The 15,398-nt window shown below is 70.3% G+C and carries 11 protein-coding genes; 1 reads left to right on the forward strand and 10 read right to left on the reverse strand.

Going from position 1 to position 15,398, the window contains the following annotated elements; all coding sequences use genetic code 11:
• Positions 1-122: 122 nt before the first annotated feature.
• The 3 genes from ACH4G3_RS08190 to proB form a co-directional block, all read right to left on the reverse strand.
• Positions 123-1,409 carry a glutamate-5-semialdehyde dehydrogenase gene (locus ACH4G3_RS08190; protein ID WP_397623708.1) on the reverse strand — a complete coding sequence of 429 codons (1,287 nt, stop codon included), beginning with the start codon at positions 1,407-1,409 and terminating at the stop codon, positions 123-125.
• Between the two features lie 72 nt (positions 1,410-1,481).
• Positions 1,482-1,940, reverse strand: coding sequence for a hypothetical protein (locus ACH4G3_RS08195; protein WP_397624092.1), 459 nt, complete (start codon positions 1,938-1,940; stop codon positions 1,482-1,484).
• A 134-nt stretch (positions 1,941-2,074) separates the two neighbouring features.
• Positions 2,075-3,181 carry a glutamate 5-kinase gene (gene proB, locus ACH4G3_RS08200; RefSeq protein WP_397624093.1) on the reverse strand — a complete coding sequence of 369 codons (1,107 nt, stop codon included), beginning with the start codon at positions 3,179-3,181 and terminating at the stop codon, positions 2,075-2,077.
• Between the two features lie 250 nt (positions 3,182-3,431).
• Between proB and ACH4G3_RS08205 the strand changes: the two genes are divergently transcribed.
• Positions 3,432-5,504: a hypothetical protein gene (locus ACH4G3_RS08205; protein ID WP_397624094.1), complete on the forward strand. Its 2,073-nt coding sequence runs from the start codon at positions 3,432-3,434 to the stop codon at positions 5,502-5,504.
• A gap of 109 nt (positions 5,505-5,613) precedes the next feature.
• Here the strand turns inward: ACH4G3_RS08205 and ACH4G3_RS08210 are convergent, their stop codons facing one another.
• From ACH4G3_RS08210 to rplU, 7 genes are all read right to left on the reverse strand, one after another.
• Complete coding sequence (locus tag ACH4G3_RS08210) at positions 5,614-6,822, reverse strand: glycosyltransferase family 2 protein (RefSeq protein WP_397623709.1); 1,209 nt, start codon at positions 6,820-6,822, stop codon at positions 5,614-5,616.
• Between the two features lie 203 nt (positions 6,823-7,025).
• Positions 7,026-9,104, reverse strand: a complete 2,079-nt coding sequence (locus tag ACH4G3_RS08215) for a hypothetical protein (RefSeq protein WP_397624095.1) — start codon at positions 9,102-9,104, stop codon at positions 7,026-7,028.
• A gap of 203 nt (positions 9,105-9,307) precedes the next feature.
• Positions 9,308-10,804 (reverse strand): D-ribitol-5-phosphate cytidylyltransferase, encoded by a 1,497-nt coding sequence (locus ACH4G3_RS08220; RefSeq protein ID WP_397623710.1) that lies wholly within the window; start codon positions 10,802-10,804, stop codon positions 9,308-9,310.
• 501 nt (positions 10,805-11,305) lie between these two features.
• Positions 11,306-12,856, reverse strand: coding sequence for an alkaline phosphatase D family protein (locus ACH4G3_RS08225; RefSeq protein WP_397623711.1), 1,551 nt, complete (start codon positions 12,854-12,856; stop codon positions 11,306-11,308).
• Between the two features lie 334 nt (positions 12,857-13,190).
• Positions 13,191-14,627 (reverse strand): GTPase ObgE, encoded by a 1,437-nt coding sequence (obgE, locus tag ACH4G3_RS08230; protein WP_397623712.1) that lies wholly within the window; start codon positions 14,625-14,627, stop codon positions 13,191-13,193.
• Positions 14,628-14,753: 126 nt separating this feature from the next.
• The gene (gene rpmA, locus ACH4G3_RS08235) at positions 14,754-15,008 is read right to left on the reverse strand and encodes a 50S ribosomal protein L27 (RefSeq protein ID WP_010041940.1); all 255 of its coding nucleotides are present in this window, start codon (positions 15,006-15,008) and stop codon (positions 14,754-14,756) included.
• A 14-nt stretch (positions 15,009-15,022) separates the two neighbouring features.
• Positions 15,023-15,343: a 50S ribosomal protein L21 gene (rplU, locus tag ACH4G3_RS08240; protein WP_020269559.1), complete on the reverse strand. Its 321-nt coding sequence runs from the start codon at positions 15,341-15,343 to the stop codon at positions 15,023-15,025.
• Between the last annotated feature and the right edge of the window lie 55 nt (positions 15,344-15,398).

A 15,398-nucleotide genomic window follows, 5' to 3' on the forward strand; every position in this document is an offset into this window, starting at 1 on the left:
ACGGTATGCACATTCATCCGCCGGTTGAGACGGCGTTCACGGGGTGCCGCACGGCGCACGCGCGGCCCGTTCACGCCTGCCGCACGCACATGCGCCGCTTCACATACCGCGTGGCAGACGGCTCAGCGCCGTACGTGCCCGTCACCGGTGACGATGTACTTGGTGCTGGTCAGCTCGGGCAGTCCCATCGGGCCGCGGGCGTGCAGCTTCTGGGTGGAGATGCCGATCTCCGCGCCGAAGCCGAACTGGCCGCCGTCGGTGAAGCGGGTGGAGGCGTTGACGGCGACCGTGGTCGAGTCGACCAGTTGGGTGAAGCGGCGGGCGGCCTGCTGGGAGGTCGTGACGATGGCCTCGGTGTGGCCGGAGGTCCACAGCCGGATGTGCTCGACGGCCTTGTCCAGCGAGTCCACCACGGCCGCGGCGATATCGTACGACAGGTACTCCGTCTCCCAGTCCTCGGCCGTCGCCTCGACGACCGTGGCCTTGGAGTCCTTGGCGTGGGCCAGGACGCGCTCGTCGGCGTGCACCGTGACCCCGGCCTCCGCGAGGGCGTCCAGAGCCCGCGGCAGGAACTCGGCGGCGATGTCCTGGTGGACCAGCAGGGTCTCGGCGGCGTTGCAGACGCCGACGCGCTGGGCCTTGGAGTTGATCAGGATCTCGACGGCCATGTCGAGGTCGGCCTGGGCGTCGACGTAGACGTGGCAGTTGCCGGTGCCGGTCTCGATGACCGGGACGACGGACTCCTGGACGACCGTGTTGATCAGGGAGGCGCCGCCGCGCGGGATGAGCACGTCGACCAGGCCGCGGGCACGCATCAGCTCGCGGACGCTCTCGCGGCTCTCGCCGGGGACGAGCTGGACGGCGTCGGCGGGCAGTCCGGCCCCGCCCACAGCGTCGCGCAGGACGCGCACGAGGGCCGTGTTCGACTGGTACGCCGAGGAGGAGCCGCGCAGCAGGACGGCGTTGCCGGACTTCAGGCAGAGGGCGGCGGCGTCGACGGTGACGTTCGGCCGGCCCTCGTAGATGATCCCGACGACGCCGAGCGGCACGCGGACCTGGCGCAGGTCGATGCCGTTGGGCAGCGTGGAGCCGCGCACGACCTCGCCGACCGGGTCGGGCAGCGCGGCGACGTCACGCACGTCGGAGGCGATGGCACGGACCCGCTCGGGGGTGAGCGTGAGCCGGTCGATCATGCCCTCGCTGATGCCGGCCTCACGGGCCTTGGCGACGTCCTTGGCGTTGGCCTCGACGATCTCACTCGTACGGACCTCCAGCGCGTCGGCGATGGCGAGCAGCGCGTCGTCCTTGTCGGCCCGCGGCACCGGCGCGAGGCTCGCGGCGGCGGCCTTGGCGCGGTAGGCGGCCTCGGTGACCGGGGACATGGAGTCGTACGGCGAAAGCGTGGTCATGAGGGAAGCGTAGTGCGCCGGGCGGCTGCGTTCATCGCGCGTTCCACACCCCGAGACACGCCCTGGACCTGATCAGAACGGGTGAACTCCGACGGGCGAGGCCGGGGGCGGGCCGTACCCCTCGGCGATGCGCTGGTGGTAGGTCGCGCGGTCGATGACCTCCAGGCCGACGATCTCCCAGGGCGGCAGTCCGGCGGTCTGCCGGTGCTCGCCCCACAGGCGCAGGGCGACGGCAGCCGCGTCGTGCAGGTCGCGGGCCTCCTCCCAGTAGCGGATCTCCGCGTGGTCGACCGCGTATCGGCTGGTCAGGAGGAAGGGGTGGTCGTGAGCGAGCTGTTCGAGGGCGCGCCGGACCTCCTTGAGCGGGGCCTCCTTGCCGGAGACGCTGAGGGTGACGTGCCACAGGCGCGGGATGTCACCGGGCTCCTCGCCCTCGAAGCGGTCCCCCGCTGCCACGCTCGTCAGGGCCCGCTCCTCACCGGCCGCGCGGGAGCCGGCACCACCACGGGACGCCGCGGCCCCAGGGCGCACTCGTCTCACGACGGCCTCCTTTGCACTGTGGCGCTGCTGCGGAATATCTCCCCGAGACAAAGTTGAGCAGGCCGCAAGAGATCGCGTGGCGGTTTTGCGGAACGTCCACCACCGGGGGCGGACGTTTCGACCCATTACGGGTGCAGGAGCACCAGGTCGTCCCTGTGTACGACCTCGCGTTCGTACGCGGATCCGAGTTCACGGGCCAGTTCGCGGGTGGAGCGGCCGATCAGCCGGGGAATCTCCTTGGCGTCGAAGTTGACGAGCCCGCGGGCCACGGCGTGCCCCGTGGCGTCCCGCAGCTCGACCGGGTCGCCGGCGCTGAACTCGCCCTCCACGGCGGCGATGCCGGCCGGCAGCAGCGACTTGCGGCGCTCCACGACGGCCTGGACGGCGCCGTCGTCCAGGGTGAGGGCGCCCTGCGGCGTGGAGGCGTGCTGGAGCCACAGCAGCCGGTCCGCGGAGCGCTTGCCGGTGGGGTGGAAGTAGGTGCCGGTGTCCTGGCCGGTCAGAGCGTCGGCCGCGTGGACGGTGCTGGTGAGCACGACGGGGATGCCCGCGGCGGCCGCGATCCGGGCGGCCTCGACCTTGGTGACCATGCCGCCGGTGCCGACGCCGGCCTTGCCCGCGCTGCCGATCTCGACGCCCGCGAGGTCGGACGGCTCGCGCACCTCGGCGATGCGGGAGGTGCCGGGCTTGCCGGGGTCGCCGTCGTAGACGCCGTCCACGTCGGACAGCAGGACCAGCAGGTCGGCGCGGACGAGGTGGGCGACGAGGGCGGCGAGGCGGTCGTTGTCGCCGAAGCGGATCTCGTCCGTGGCCACGGTGTCGTTCTCGTTGACGATCGGGAACGCGCCCATCGCGAGCAGCTTGTCCAGGGTGCGGGAGGCGTTGCGGTGGTGGGCGCGGCGGCTCATGTCGTCGGAGGTGAGGAGCACCTGGCCGACACCGACGCCGTAGCGGGCGAAGGAGGCGGTGTAGCGGGCGACCAGCAGGCCCTGCCCGACGCTGGCGGCGGCCTGCTGCCGGGCGAGGTCCCGGGGGCGGCGGCGCAGGCCCAGCGGGGCGAGACCGGCGGCGATGGCGCCCGAGGAGACCAGGACGATCTCCCGCTCGCCGCCACTGCGGACCTTGGCCAGGACGTCGACCAGCGCGTCCACGCGGTCCGCGTCCAGGCCGCCGGAGGCGGTGGTCAGCGAGGAGGACCCGACCTTGACGACGATCCTGCGGGCCTCGCCCACGGCCTGCCTTGCCCCTGCCACGTCCCCGTCCGTCCCCTCGCGTCGATTCGGTCGCTCACCAGGAAATCTACGGGACGGCCGGAGGGGGCGCGGCGCCGGTCCACGCTACGGACGGTACGGCGGACGTCACGGCCGGCGGCGCACCCCTCCCGCCACCCCCGGACACGCGCGTGTCGTCGGGAGGTCGCCGCGCGTTAACCCGGTCGGCCGACCTGCGCCGCGCCGACCCGACGCTCCTGGAGTGACCGCAGTGCCCCTACCTCTCCCCCGCCCACCGGCCCTGCTGAAGGGGCTGGTCACCATCGTCCTGGCCGCCGCGTTCGCCGCTCAGGCGGTCGCGGCACTGCTGCCCCACGTACCCCTGCTGATCGCCGCGACCACCGTCTCCCTGGCCACCGAGGGCGCCCTGTACCGGTGGCAGCGCGGCGTGCTGTCGCTGTTCGCCAAGTCGCACGCGGACATCTCCGTGCGGCACGTCCTGCGGGACCTGCTCCTGGTCGTGGGCCTGCTGCGGCTCGGCGAGCAGGACCGGGAGACCGTGTACGCCCCGCTCGTGGCCGGTCTGCTCGCCTTCTACGTGCTGCACTGCGCGATCCAGGCGCTCTCCGTGCTGGTGCGCCGTACCCGCACCCTGCCGGTGGTGACCCGCAACATCGACGCCTCGGCCCTGCGGCTGTCCCCGGCCCCGTCCGTGCTGCTGCGCCGCCCCGGCCCCCGGCTGCTGGCGTTCGGCCTGCCGGCGACGGCCGGGCTGCTGGCCGCCGCGCCGGGCGACGACCCGGTGTTCGCCGCCGGGGGCATCGCGCTCTCCCTCGCGCTCGCGCTGACCGGCCTCGGCGCGCTGCTCTTCCGGCTGCTGCCGGGACGCCGCCCGGCCGGCGAGCAGGAGGTGCTCGCCTGGTTCGACGCGTGGCTGGCCGAGTACCGGCCGACCGTGGGCCTGTACTTCTCCGGCGGCGCCTCCTCGGCCTACCAGGCGAACATGTGGCTGGAGCCGCTCGCGGGGCTCGACGGCAAGCCGGTCATCGTGCTGCGCGAGCGGTTCATGGTGCAGAAGATCGCGCCGACGGACATCCCGATCGTGTGCCTGCCGAAGGTGTCGACGCTGATGCGGCTGGAGCACTCCACGCTGCAGGTCCTCATCCACCCGTCGAACTCCGGCAAGACCTCCCAGGTGCTGCGCATCCCCACGATCAGGCACACCTTCGTCAACCACGGCGAGAGCGACAAGCTGTCCTCGTGCAACCCGTACGCGAAGGCGTACGACGAGGTGTGGGTGGCCGGGCCCGCCGCGCGCGAGCGGTACGCGCTGGCCGAGGTGGGCGTCGAGGACAAGGACGTCGTGGAGACGGGCCGGCCGCAGCTGGACGCCGTACGGCCGCACGCGGGCGCGCCAACAGGGACGTACACGACGGTCCTGTACGCGCCGACGTGGGAGGGCTGGGACGGCAACCCCGGCAACACGTCGGTGGTCGCGGCCGGTGAGAACCTGGTGCGGGCGCTGCTCGCCGACCCGGGCGTGCGGCTGCTGTACAAGCCGCACCCGCTGACGGGGTCGGTGGACCCGCGCGCGGGCGCGGCCGATCTGCGCATCCGGGAGCTGATCCGGTCGGCCAACCGGGAGCGCACGGGGGCGCGTCGCCCCACGGCCAGTGCCGAGCTGGCCCGTCTCACCGAGGAGCTGGACCGGCTCACCACGGCCGACTTCCGGACCGGGGCCGACACGCTGGAGCGGATGCTCGTGCAGTCGGCGCCGGAGCCGGGCCGGGCGGAGGCGGTGGCACGGGCGACGGCGGCCTGGGAGGAGGCGTACTGGGCCTCGCTGCCGGAGGGCGAGCACCAGATCATCACGGACGCCCGGCCCGCGCTGTACGCCTGCTTCAACGTGGCCGACCTGCTCATCAGTGACGTGTCGAGCGTGATCAGCGACTTCCTGGCGAGCGAGAAGCCGTACGCGGTCGCGAACACCAGCGGGCTGCCCGAGGAGGCCTTCCGTACGGCGTTCCCGACGGTGGCGGCGGCGACCGTGCTGACACCGGACGCCACCGGGGTTCCGAGCCTGCTGGAGACGGTCCGGCACCCGGAGAAGGACGTCCTGGCCGAGGCACGCGCCGAGTTGAAGCTGCGTCTGCTGGGTCCGGCCGATCCGCCGTCGCAGGAGCGCTTCAACGCAGCCGTACGGGCCCTGTGCGCTCAGGCCCGGGACCACCGGGCACGGGTGGCGGAACGCCTGGCGGCGGAGCGGCCGGCCGCGGAGCTGCCCGGCCAGCGCACGCAGCCGGCGAGCGACGGGGCGGGCCTGCCGACGACGACACCGCGCTAGCGGCACGGCACGACGAATCAACAGCCGAACCAGCAGACGAACCGACCGACGAACAAACCGACTGAACGCGGGGCCGTGGGCGATCATCCCACCGGCCCCGCGCCCGCGTTCACGCCGCCGGGCGCACCTCACGCGACGTCAGTACCCGTCGCGCCTTGCGCACCGCCCGGCGTACGAACGTGTCGACGCCGCCCTCGCGATAGCCCGGGAAGGCGCGGGCCTCGCGCGGCTCGGCGAGGTAGACCGAGTCGGGGATGCCCGCGGCGCGGTCGCGGAAGTGCGGATAGGCCAGGTAGACGCGGCGGCCCTTCTTCTCCAGCAGGGCCGCCGCCTGCTTCTTGGCCTTGACGAACTTCACGACGTCCAGCAGCAGTTCGGGACGCTGCTCGGCGACCAGATGCAGCCGCAGCCGCTCGTGGACCTTGAGGCGCTGGGCGACGCCCTCGGTCCAGTAAGCGTCCATCAGCGGCTTGGCCAGCTCGAACTTGTGCCGGCGTATCTCCTCGCTGTCCGTCAGGTACTTGGGCCCGAACTGCGGCAGCAGCGTGACGAGGAACGGCCGGACCATCAGCTGGTCGCGCCGGCCGCCCGCGGGGACGAGCTCGGCGATGAGGTTCATCAGGGCCCGCGCGGAGTCGAAGCGCAGCGTGTAACTGCCGCTCTTGGTGACGTGCTTGCCGTCGTCACGGCCCACCAGGTAGTAGCAGGTGTGGTCGGCGACCACGGAGACGCCGTCCGCCCGCAGGTACGCCTCCATCGTGAACAGGGCGTCCTCACCGGTGAACAGCGACTCGTCGAACCGCATGCCGTGCCGGTCGAGCAGCTCCCTGCGGAACAGCTTCTGCGCGCTGAGCGTGAACTTGATGTTGGACGAGTAGACGTCCGTGCGCTCCACCGTCTTGCCCCACATGGACTTCGGGGCCGAGCGGTTGACGCCCTCGACCTTGCCGAGGACCACGTCCGTGCCGGCCCGGTCGGCCATGTCGACCATCCGCTCCAGGGCCTCGGGGCCAAGCCGGTCGTCGGCGTCGAGGAAGAAGACGTAACGCCCGGTCGCCTTGCCCAGACCGACGTTGCGCGGGCCGCTGGGGCCGCCGGAGTTCGCCTGCCGGATCACCAGGACGTGCATGGGAGCGCGCTCGGCGAACTCCTCCAGGTACTCCCCGGTGCCGTCCGTCGAACCGTCGTCCACCGCGATGACCTCGATGCGCTCCGGATCGAGGGTCTGTGCCTCCACGGACGAGAGGCACTCGATCAGGTACGGCATCGCTTCGTACGCACCGATGATCACACTCACATCAGGCTGCGCAACGGTCACGTTTCCCCCTAGTCAATGGGATATTCCCCCCGTATCGCCTCATTCGCTACTTGGTAGACGAGTGATCGAGACAAGCGGTTGCCTCAAACACACGTATTAGTGAGTCACCTCACATGGCGAACCGACTGGAAGCGGGAAGGCGAAAGAGTTCGGCCCCCGAGGACGCTCCTCGGGGGCCGAACTCTGAAGCAGGCGGCGGCGGTTCAGCCCGTGCCGACACCGTCCGTGTCACCGGCGGAGGACACCCGCTGCCCGGGCACGGCGTTCGCCAGTTCCGACTCGGCGGTGGCGGCCGCGATCCGTGACTCCTGGCCGACGTTGCGCGTCTCCGCCTTGAGCGCGAGGTTCGCGACGGCGGTGTTGAACTGGTCGATGGAGGCCGGCTCGTCCGGGCCCAGCAGGTACTGCTTGAGCTCCTTGCGGTCCTCGGCCAGCGGGTCGGCGGCCGGGTCGCGGACGGCACTCAGCAGCTCGCCCAGCTCGTCCGCGCTGTTGGAGAGGATCACCGCGGCACGCACGGCCGTGTTGTTCCGCTTGAACTCCTCGGCGCCCACCTCCGCGGAGTCGGTGACCGCGTACGGCTTGCCGCTCGCGATGAAGTCGGAGACCACGCTGGAGATGTCGGAGACCATCGCGTCGGAGACGTTGAAGCAGTCGTACAGCCGCGGTTCGGAGCCGGTGATGACGCGGTGCTCCCAGGCGGGGAAGGAACGCCAGTAGACGTCGTTCCACTCGGCACGCAGCCGGGCGACCTCCTCGTGCCGGGCGACGTCGATCTGCCCGTCGCGGGTGGCCTCGGCCTCGTCGCGGCCCTTGTCGCCGTTGCCGGCCAGCTGGGCGATCCGGGCCTCGATCCGGGCCAGCTCGGTCTTGGCCTTCGCCTGGGCGGCGCTGTCGGTGACGAAGCGGGAGTCGGCGGCACGCTCGGCGGCGGCCGTCCGGACCAGGGCGGTGATGCGCTGGTGGGCGGCCTTGGCCTCCTTGCTGCGCGTGCCGGTGAAGGGGTGCGGCTTGTACAGGACGCGCACCGGCGGGTCGGCCGTGACGAGCTTCCGCACGATGTTCTCGCCGGCCAGCAGGATCGAGGTGTTGCCGGGGTTGTCGTCCCAGCCCTCCCAGGTGGGGGCGTACAGGACCGTGGGGATGCGTCCCTCGGGCACGCCCTGCCAGGTCTGGATCGGGGCGAGCTGCGGGCGGCCGACCTCGACGATGTCGTCGTCGCGGACACCGACGTCGGCGATGGCGTAGCGGTCGCGGCCCGCGCGGCCGGCGGTCCACACCTCGTCGTAGACCTTGCTGAACGGGTTGACGCTGGCGAGCTTGTCGCTGTCGCCGTGGCCGATGAAGACGTGCTTGATGGTGGGCACGCGCAGCATGTGGATGTTCTTGCCGACGTTCGCCGCGTAGAGCGCGACCCGCACCGTGGACAGGTCCATGTTCATCAGGTGCACCCCTCCGGGCACGCAGATGACGGGGACCGTGGTCGGCGCGAGGTTGTTCAGGATGGCCCGCTCACGCAGGATGATCAGCGGCTTGGAGTCCAGGTTCTCCATGGTGTCCAGCCACATGTTCACCTGGTACGCGGAGTCCTTGGAACCGGAGAAGTACAGGACCGTCTCCGGCTTGTACTCGCCCAGCCAGTCGTCGACGGCGGCCAGCACCCTCTCGGCGTTCGGCGGGATCTTGCGGCCCCGGACGTACGGCATGAGCGCCAGGACGTACAGGGTGGCGACGGCCACCGTGATGCCGATGCCGACGAAACCGACGAGGGCCGACTTCACCTGCGCGGCGAGCAGGATGCCGGCGACCGCGAAGAGGTCGAGGTGCAGCATCTTCTCGGCGGAGCGGTGCAGCAGTCGGCGCGGCGGGGCGTCCGGGATGCGGATGCGGGACTTCAGGTCGACGTTGCGGGTGGCGACCGGCATGCGGCGGCGGTTGCGGATCAGCTGGACCAGCGCGCCGTGCGGGGCCTGCAGGCCGTAGAAGGCGATGAAGCAGGCGATCGCCCCGTAGTAGATCAGGTTGTCCGCGAGGGACAGCCGGGCCAGCAGCAGGACGAGGAGCAGCTGGCGGATCAGGAAGCGGATCGACAGGCCGGCCCGCACCTTGCTGAGGCGGTTGATCAGGTAGCTGCCCTTGCGGTGCAGATAGTGGTCCGCCAGGTACGTCACGGCGGCCGCTGCCGCGAAGGCGGGGACGCTCGGGACGAGCGCGGCCAGCATGAGGCAGGGGAAGCCCAGCATCATGAGGACCGCCGCGGCCAGCTCGGCCGCGCTGCCCACCCGGGCGACGCGAATAGCGGTGGATATCACGGAGAAACCTGCTCTTGGGAGGGGTGTGCCGGTCTTGGTTCTGAAATGCGGCTGGTCTGTGAATATTCGCGAGACGGTATGGATTCAGGCCCCTGCGAACTACCCCTGTTGACGAAGCCGTTAACAGAAGAGCGCAGAGGCCTGAATTACCGAAGTCTATTTGGCGCCAATTATTACACGCCGTCCTGCCGGTCCAGCACCGAGGCGAGCGCCTGCTCGAAGCCGGAGGCGCGGGCCGCACCGGCGGTCGGGTCCTGCTGGCGGACGTCGATGACGTGGCCGGTCAGCTCGGACAGCAGTACGTCGAGCGAGGTGCGGGCCACGGCCTCGGAGGACAGCAGCGAGCCGGCCGGCTCCTGGCCGAACGCCTTGGTGCGCATCGGGGTGGCGGTGCGCTCCGGGTTGATGCAGTTGACGCGGACGCCGTCGCCGGCCCACTCGTCGGACAGGGCCTGGGTGAGGTTCACCATGGCGGCCTTGGTCGAGGAGTACAGGCTGTACTCGGCGCGACCGCGGGTGTAGCTGCTGGAGGTGTACAGCAGCAGCTGGCCCTTGGTCTCGGACAGGTACTTGTACGACGAACGGGCGATCTGCACCGGGGCCAGGTAGTTGACCTTCAGCGCCTCCTCGATGGTGGCGTTGTCGGTCTCGGCGAGCTTGCCGATGCGCAGCACTCCGGCGGTGTTCACCACGTAGTCGATGCGGCCGGTCTCGGCATAGGCCTTGGACAGCGCGTCGTCGACCTCCTCCGGGTTCTCCACGTGGGTGCCGGTGGTGGAGCGGCCCAGCGCGTAGACCTTGGCGCCGTAGGACTCGGCGAGCTCGCCGATGTCCTTGCCGATGCCGTAGCTGCCGCCGAAGACGACCACCGTCTTGCCGGTCAGCAGCTCCCGGTAGGCCTCCTCGGAGACCTGCTCGGGTGCGGCCGTGGAGGCGAGCTGGAAGAGCTTGTCGGCGATGAAGACGTCGACGGGCTGGGTGACCTTCATGTTGTACTCGTCACCCGCGACGACGTGGATCGGCACGTCCGGCAGGTACTTGAGCACGACGGAGCAGTCGTCGGTCGCCTGGAAGTTGGGGTCGCCGGCGGCGACCTCGTAGGCCCGCTTGATCGTGGACAGCTTGAAAGCCTGCGGGGTCTGGCCGCGGCGCAGCCGGGAGCGGTCCGGGATCTCGGTGATGAACTCGCCGTCCTCGCCGTGCGTGCGCGTGACGATGATGGTGTCGGCGGAGGGGATGGCCACGTCGACGGCCTGGTAGCGCTCCAGCGCGGTGACGCAGTCGTCGATGACGCGCTGCGACAGCAGGGGGCGCACGGCGTCGTGGAAGAGGACGTTGGCGTCCTCGCCCTCGGCCAGGCCCTCGCCCAGGGCCGAGATGGCGCGCTCGGTGGTCTCGTTCCGCGTGGCGCCGCCCTCGATGACCTTCGAGACCTTCTTGAATCCGGCCTTCGCGACGATCTTCTCGACGTCAGGCACGTAGCCGGGTGCCATCAGCACGATGATGTCGTCGATCGAGTCGGCGTTCTCGAAGGTGGTCAGCGTGTGCTCGATGACTGCCTTGCCGGCGATCTTCAGCAGCTGCTTGGGGATCGACAGACCCACCCGCTGACCGGTACCACCGGCCAGGATCACTGCGGTGGTACGGGGCTTGGCTATGTGCTGGGACACAGGTGACCTACCTTGGGGCGACAGGGAACTTGGAAATGGTCCCACTTGTGGTTACCGCAGTGCAAGGTGAGCGCCCTCCGCCGCATATGTGCGCGCAACCTGTCATTCACCTCCCACTGCTGGTGATTGGCGAGACGGTTCCGCGACCCTCCGGAAAATGCGCTGTGAGTAACTCCACAGGTGCTCAGCGACGTCGGAGCCGCTTGGGACAGCGGTGACCCAGGACCTTCACGAGTTCCTTGGACGATGTCCCGTGCACGGTACGCGCTTTGACGGCGTCGGCCCGCACCGTCGCCCCGGCGCCGGTCGCGGCAGCTCATTGCGGTGGAATTGGTGGTTAAGATTCCGCAGCATTTCGGTCTCGGCGAGAGCAATACGCCGGCGGCCCGGGTCGGACTTCTCACACGCTCACGTGTCTCGTACGCCGAAGAGCCCGGCACTCCGAGGAGTACCGGGCTCACGCTTGTGTCAGAAATCGGGTCAGACCACCGCGACTCCCGGTCAGACCACCTCGACGCCCGGCCGGCCCGCCTCGACCCGCAGCCTGGCCAGGGTGCTCGGCGTCGCCGACGGCTGCCGTACGGTGTCGACCACCCTCACCTGCGCGTCGATGCCGGCCCGGCCGATGTCGAAGAGGTGGTAGCCGCGGTGGGCGTCGAGCAGCTTCCAGTGCGGGTTGTCCGGGCGCCGCGGGTCCCACTCCTTGCGGAAGGCCGCCTGGTCCTGGTCGCCGTTGCTGGAGATGGAGGTGCCGACGAACTCGGCGCCGACGACCGTGGAGCCCGGGTCGGCGTAGTCCTCCTTGAGGTCACTGATCATCGTCAGGTGCCGGTCGCCGGAGAGCACGACGGGGTTGCGGACCTGCCTGAACTCCTTCAGGAAGCGGTTGCGTTCGGCCTGGTAGCCGTCCCAGGCGTCGTAGAACCAGAGCTTGCCCTCGCCGACCTGGAGGTCCGTCTCGGCCATCATGATCTGCGAGGCGATCAGGTTCCAGCGGGCCGGCGAGTTCTGGAGCCCGTTCAGCAGCCACTGCTTCTGCCGTGCGCCCAGCATGGTCAGCGACGGGTCCTGGGCACCGGCCTGGCTCTTGGCCTGGTCGCTGCGGTACTGCCGGGTGTCCAGGACGTTGAGCCGGGCCAGCCGGCCGAACTCCAGACGGCGGTACATCCGGATGTGCGGGCCGTCGGGGACGGCGGTGGCACGGACCGGCATGTGCTCGTAGAACGCCTGGTAGGCCGCGGTCAGCCGGGCCACGAACGCGTCGTGCGGCTGCTTGTCCGGGTCCTGCGGGATCTCGCCGGCGAAGTCGTTGTCCACCTCGTGGTCGTCGAAGGTCACCACGAAGGGCGCGTTCGCGTGCATCGCCGCGAGGTCGGCGTCGGTGCGGTACTGGGCGTACCGGTTGCGGTACTGGGCGAGGCTGAACGGCTCGCCGGTCCCCTCGTGGCGTCGTACGCCCGTCGCCGACGGCGTGGACTCGTAGATGTAGTCGCCGACGAACACCACCACGTCCGGGTCCTGGTCGAGCATGTCGGCGTACGGCGTGAAATAGCCGTGCTGCCAGTTCTGGCAGGAGGCCAGCGCCATGCGCAGGGAGCCACCGGAGCTGTAGGGGTGGGGCGCGGTACGGGTGCGGCCGACGGGTGAGAGCTGCCCACTGGTGCGGAAGCGGTACCAGTACGTGCGGTCCGGGCGCAGCCCGCGTACGTCCACGTGAACGCTGTGCCCGTACTCGGGCCGGGCCTGGGCGGTGCCCCGGCGGACGAGCTTTCTGAACCGCTGGTCCTCCGCGAGCTGCCACTCCACGGGCACCACCCGGTCGGGCATTCCGCCGCCGTTCAGCGGGTCCGGGGCGAGCCGGGTCCACAGCACGATGCCGTCCGGCAGCGGGTCTCCGGAGGCGACGCCGAGGCTGAACACGCCGTCGGGAAGCGGCGTTTCGGCCCCGTGGGCGGTGGCCGGAAGCCACAGCTGGGCGGAGGCCGCCGCACCGAGGACCGCGGCACCGGCGGTCAGAAAACGGCGTCGGTCGGGGGATACTGCTCCGGTCATCGTCTGACTCCCTTACCTCGCTGGCCACTTGGACACTGGGAAGCTTCACGCTCGCGGGCGGTCCGCCCGCTGAACGCCGGAGTTCACGTACATGACAACTAAGCAGACAAAAGAAGACCCACCGCCAGCGTCGGAACAAGCCGTTGCCGGGGTGGGTCTGACAGATGATCAGGCAGAGATCCGAGGGTGTCCTGTGTGCTGATCGTCGTAGGGAGGTGTCGGAGCCGTCGAGCCTGCGGCCGAGGACTCAGGCCCTCCGGGGTGCCGCGCGGGCAGACCGCGCGGCGGTGCTCGGCGACCGGATGTGCTTTCCGTTACCGGTCGCCGAAACGGATCAGAACGGCTCGAAGTCGTCGAACTCCCGCTGCGCCTCGTCCCGCTCGGCCTGCCGGTCCCTGCGGCGCTGCGCGGCCGGTCGCGCCTCCTCCAACCGGTGGTCCTCACCGCGTCGGCCGAGCATTTCGGCTCCGGCCATCACGGACGGCTCCCAGTCGAAGACGACGGCGTTCTCCTCGGGGCCGATGGCGACACCGTCGCCGCCCCGGGCCCCCGCCTTCATGAGTTCCTCTTCGACCCCGAGCCGGTTGAGCCGGTCCGCCAGGTAGCCGACCGCCTCGTCGTTGTTGAAGTCGGTCTGCCGCACCCAGCGCTCGGGCTTCTCGCCCCGGACCCGGAACAGGCCGTCGGCCTCGCGCGTCACGGTGAAGCCGGTGTCGTCCACGGCCTTGGGCCGGATCACGATCCGCGTGGCCTCTTCCTTCGGCTTCGCGGCCCGGGCCTTCGCCACGAGCTCGCCGAGCGCGTACGACAGTTCCTTCAAGCCCATGTGTGCCACGGCCGACACCTCGAACACGCGGTACCCGCGCGCCTCCAGGTCGGGCCGCACCATCTCGGCCAGGCCCTTGCCGTCCGGTACGTCGATCTTGTTCAGCACGACGATCCGCGGACGGTTGTCCAGCCCGCCGTACTGCCGCAGTTCCTCCTCGATGGCGTCGAGGTCGGAGGCCGGGTCGCGGTCCGACTCCAGCGTGGCGGTGTCCAGGACGTGCACGAGCACACTGCACCGCTCCACGTGCCGCAGGAACTCCAGGCCCAGGCCCTTGCCCTGGCTGGCTCCGGGGATCAGACCCGGCACGTCGGCGATCGTGTACACCGTCGAGCCGGCCGTGACGACACCGAGGTTCGGTACGAGCGTGGTGAACGGGTAGTCGGCGATCTTCGGCTTGGCGGCGCTCAGCACCGAGATCAGCGACGACTTGCCGGCGCTCGGGTACCCCACGAGCGCCACGTCGGCGACGGTCTTCAGCTCCAGGACGACTTCGCGCACGTCTCCCGGCTCGCCGAGCAGCGCGAACCCGGGCGCCTTGCGCCGTGCGGACGCCAGCGCCGCGTTGCCGAGCCCGCCCCGGCCGCCCTGCGCGGCGACGTACGACGTGCCCTGCCCGACCAGGTCGGCGAGGACGTTGCCCGCCTTGTCGAGCACCACCGTGCCGTCCGGCACCGGCAGGACGAGGTCCTGGCCGTCCTTGCCGAACCGGTTGCCGCCCTCGCCGGGCTTGCCGCTCGTGGCCTTGCGGTGCGGGGAGTGGTGGTAGTCGAGGAGCGTGGTGACGGACTGGTCGACGGTGAGGATCACGTCCCCGCCGCGACCGCCGTTGCCGCCGTCGGGCCCGCCCAGCGGCTTGAATTTCTCACGGTGAACGGAGGCACAGCCGTGACCTCCGTTACCCGCGGCGACATGCAGCTCGACGCGGTCCACGAAGGTGGTCATGGTGGGTGCCTCCAGTGATGTACGGCCGTTGTGTACGGGTTGTACGGGGTTGTTCTCTGCGTAACACGCGAAAGGCGGACCCGCTTCCCGTGAGGGAAGTGAGGTCCGCCTCGCGAAAGTTTCCGGTCAGGCGACCGGAACGATGTTCACGACCTTGCGGCCACGGTGGGTGCCGAACTGCACCGAACCGGCCTGGAGCGCGAACAGCGTGTCGTCGCCGCCACGGCCGACACCGGCGCCCGGGTGGAAGTGGGTGCCGCGCTGACGGACCAGGATCTCACCCGCGTTGACGACCTGACCGCCGAAGCGCTTCACGCCGAGCCGCTGGGCGTTGGAGTCGCGACCGTTCCGGGTGGACGATGCGCCCTTCTTGTGTGCCATTTCTCCTCAGTCCCTTACTTCGCAGCCGTGGGGATCTCAGTGACCTTGATCGCCGTGTACTGCTGGCGGTGGCCCTGGCGACGGCGGTAACCGGTCTTGTTCTTGTAGCGCAGAATGTCGATCTTCTGGCCCTTGTGGTGGTCCACGACCTCGGCCTGGACCTTGATGCCGGCCAGCACCCACGGGTCGCTGGTCACGGCGTCGCCGTCGACAACGAGCAGGGTCGAGAGCTCGACCGTGTCGCCAACCTGGGCAGTGGAAATCTTGTCAACCTCAACGATGTCGCCGACAGCAACCTTGTGCTGGCGACCACCGCTGCGCACGATGGCGTACACGCGGACTCACTCTCTCGCTCGGGAAACGGCACCCCCGCAGGCCAGCCACCCGACA

The organism is Streptomyces afghaniensis, assembly GCF_044327915.1.
Lineage (GTDB): Bacteria > Actinomycetota > Actinomycetes > Streptomycetales > Streptomycetaceae > Streptomyces > Streptomyces afghaniensis.

Coding starts and splice junctions, on each gene's coding strand:
- ACH4G3_RS08225 (WP_397623711.1), bottom strand. CDS start 12,856: ATGACCGGAGCAGTATCCCCCGACCGACGCCGTTTTCTGACCGCCGGT.
- rpmA (WP_010041940.1), bottom strand. CDS start 15,008: ATGGCACACAAGAAGGGCGCATCGTCCACCCGGAACGGTCGCGACTCC.
- obgE (WP_397623712.1), bottom strand. CDS start 14,627: ATGACCACCTTCGTGGACCGCGTCGAGCTGCATGTCGCCGCGGGTAAC.
- ACH4G3_RS08190 (WP_397623708.1), bottom strand. CDS start 1,409: ATGACCACGCTTTCGCCGTACGACTCCATGTCCCCGGTCACCGAGGCC.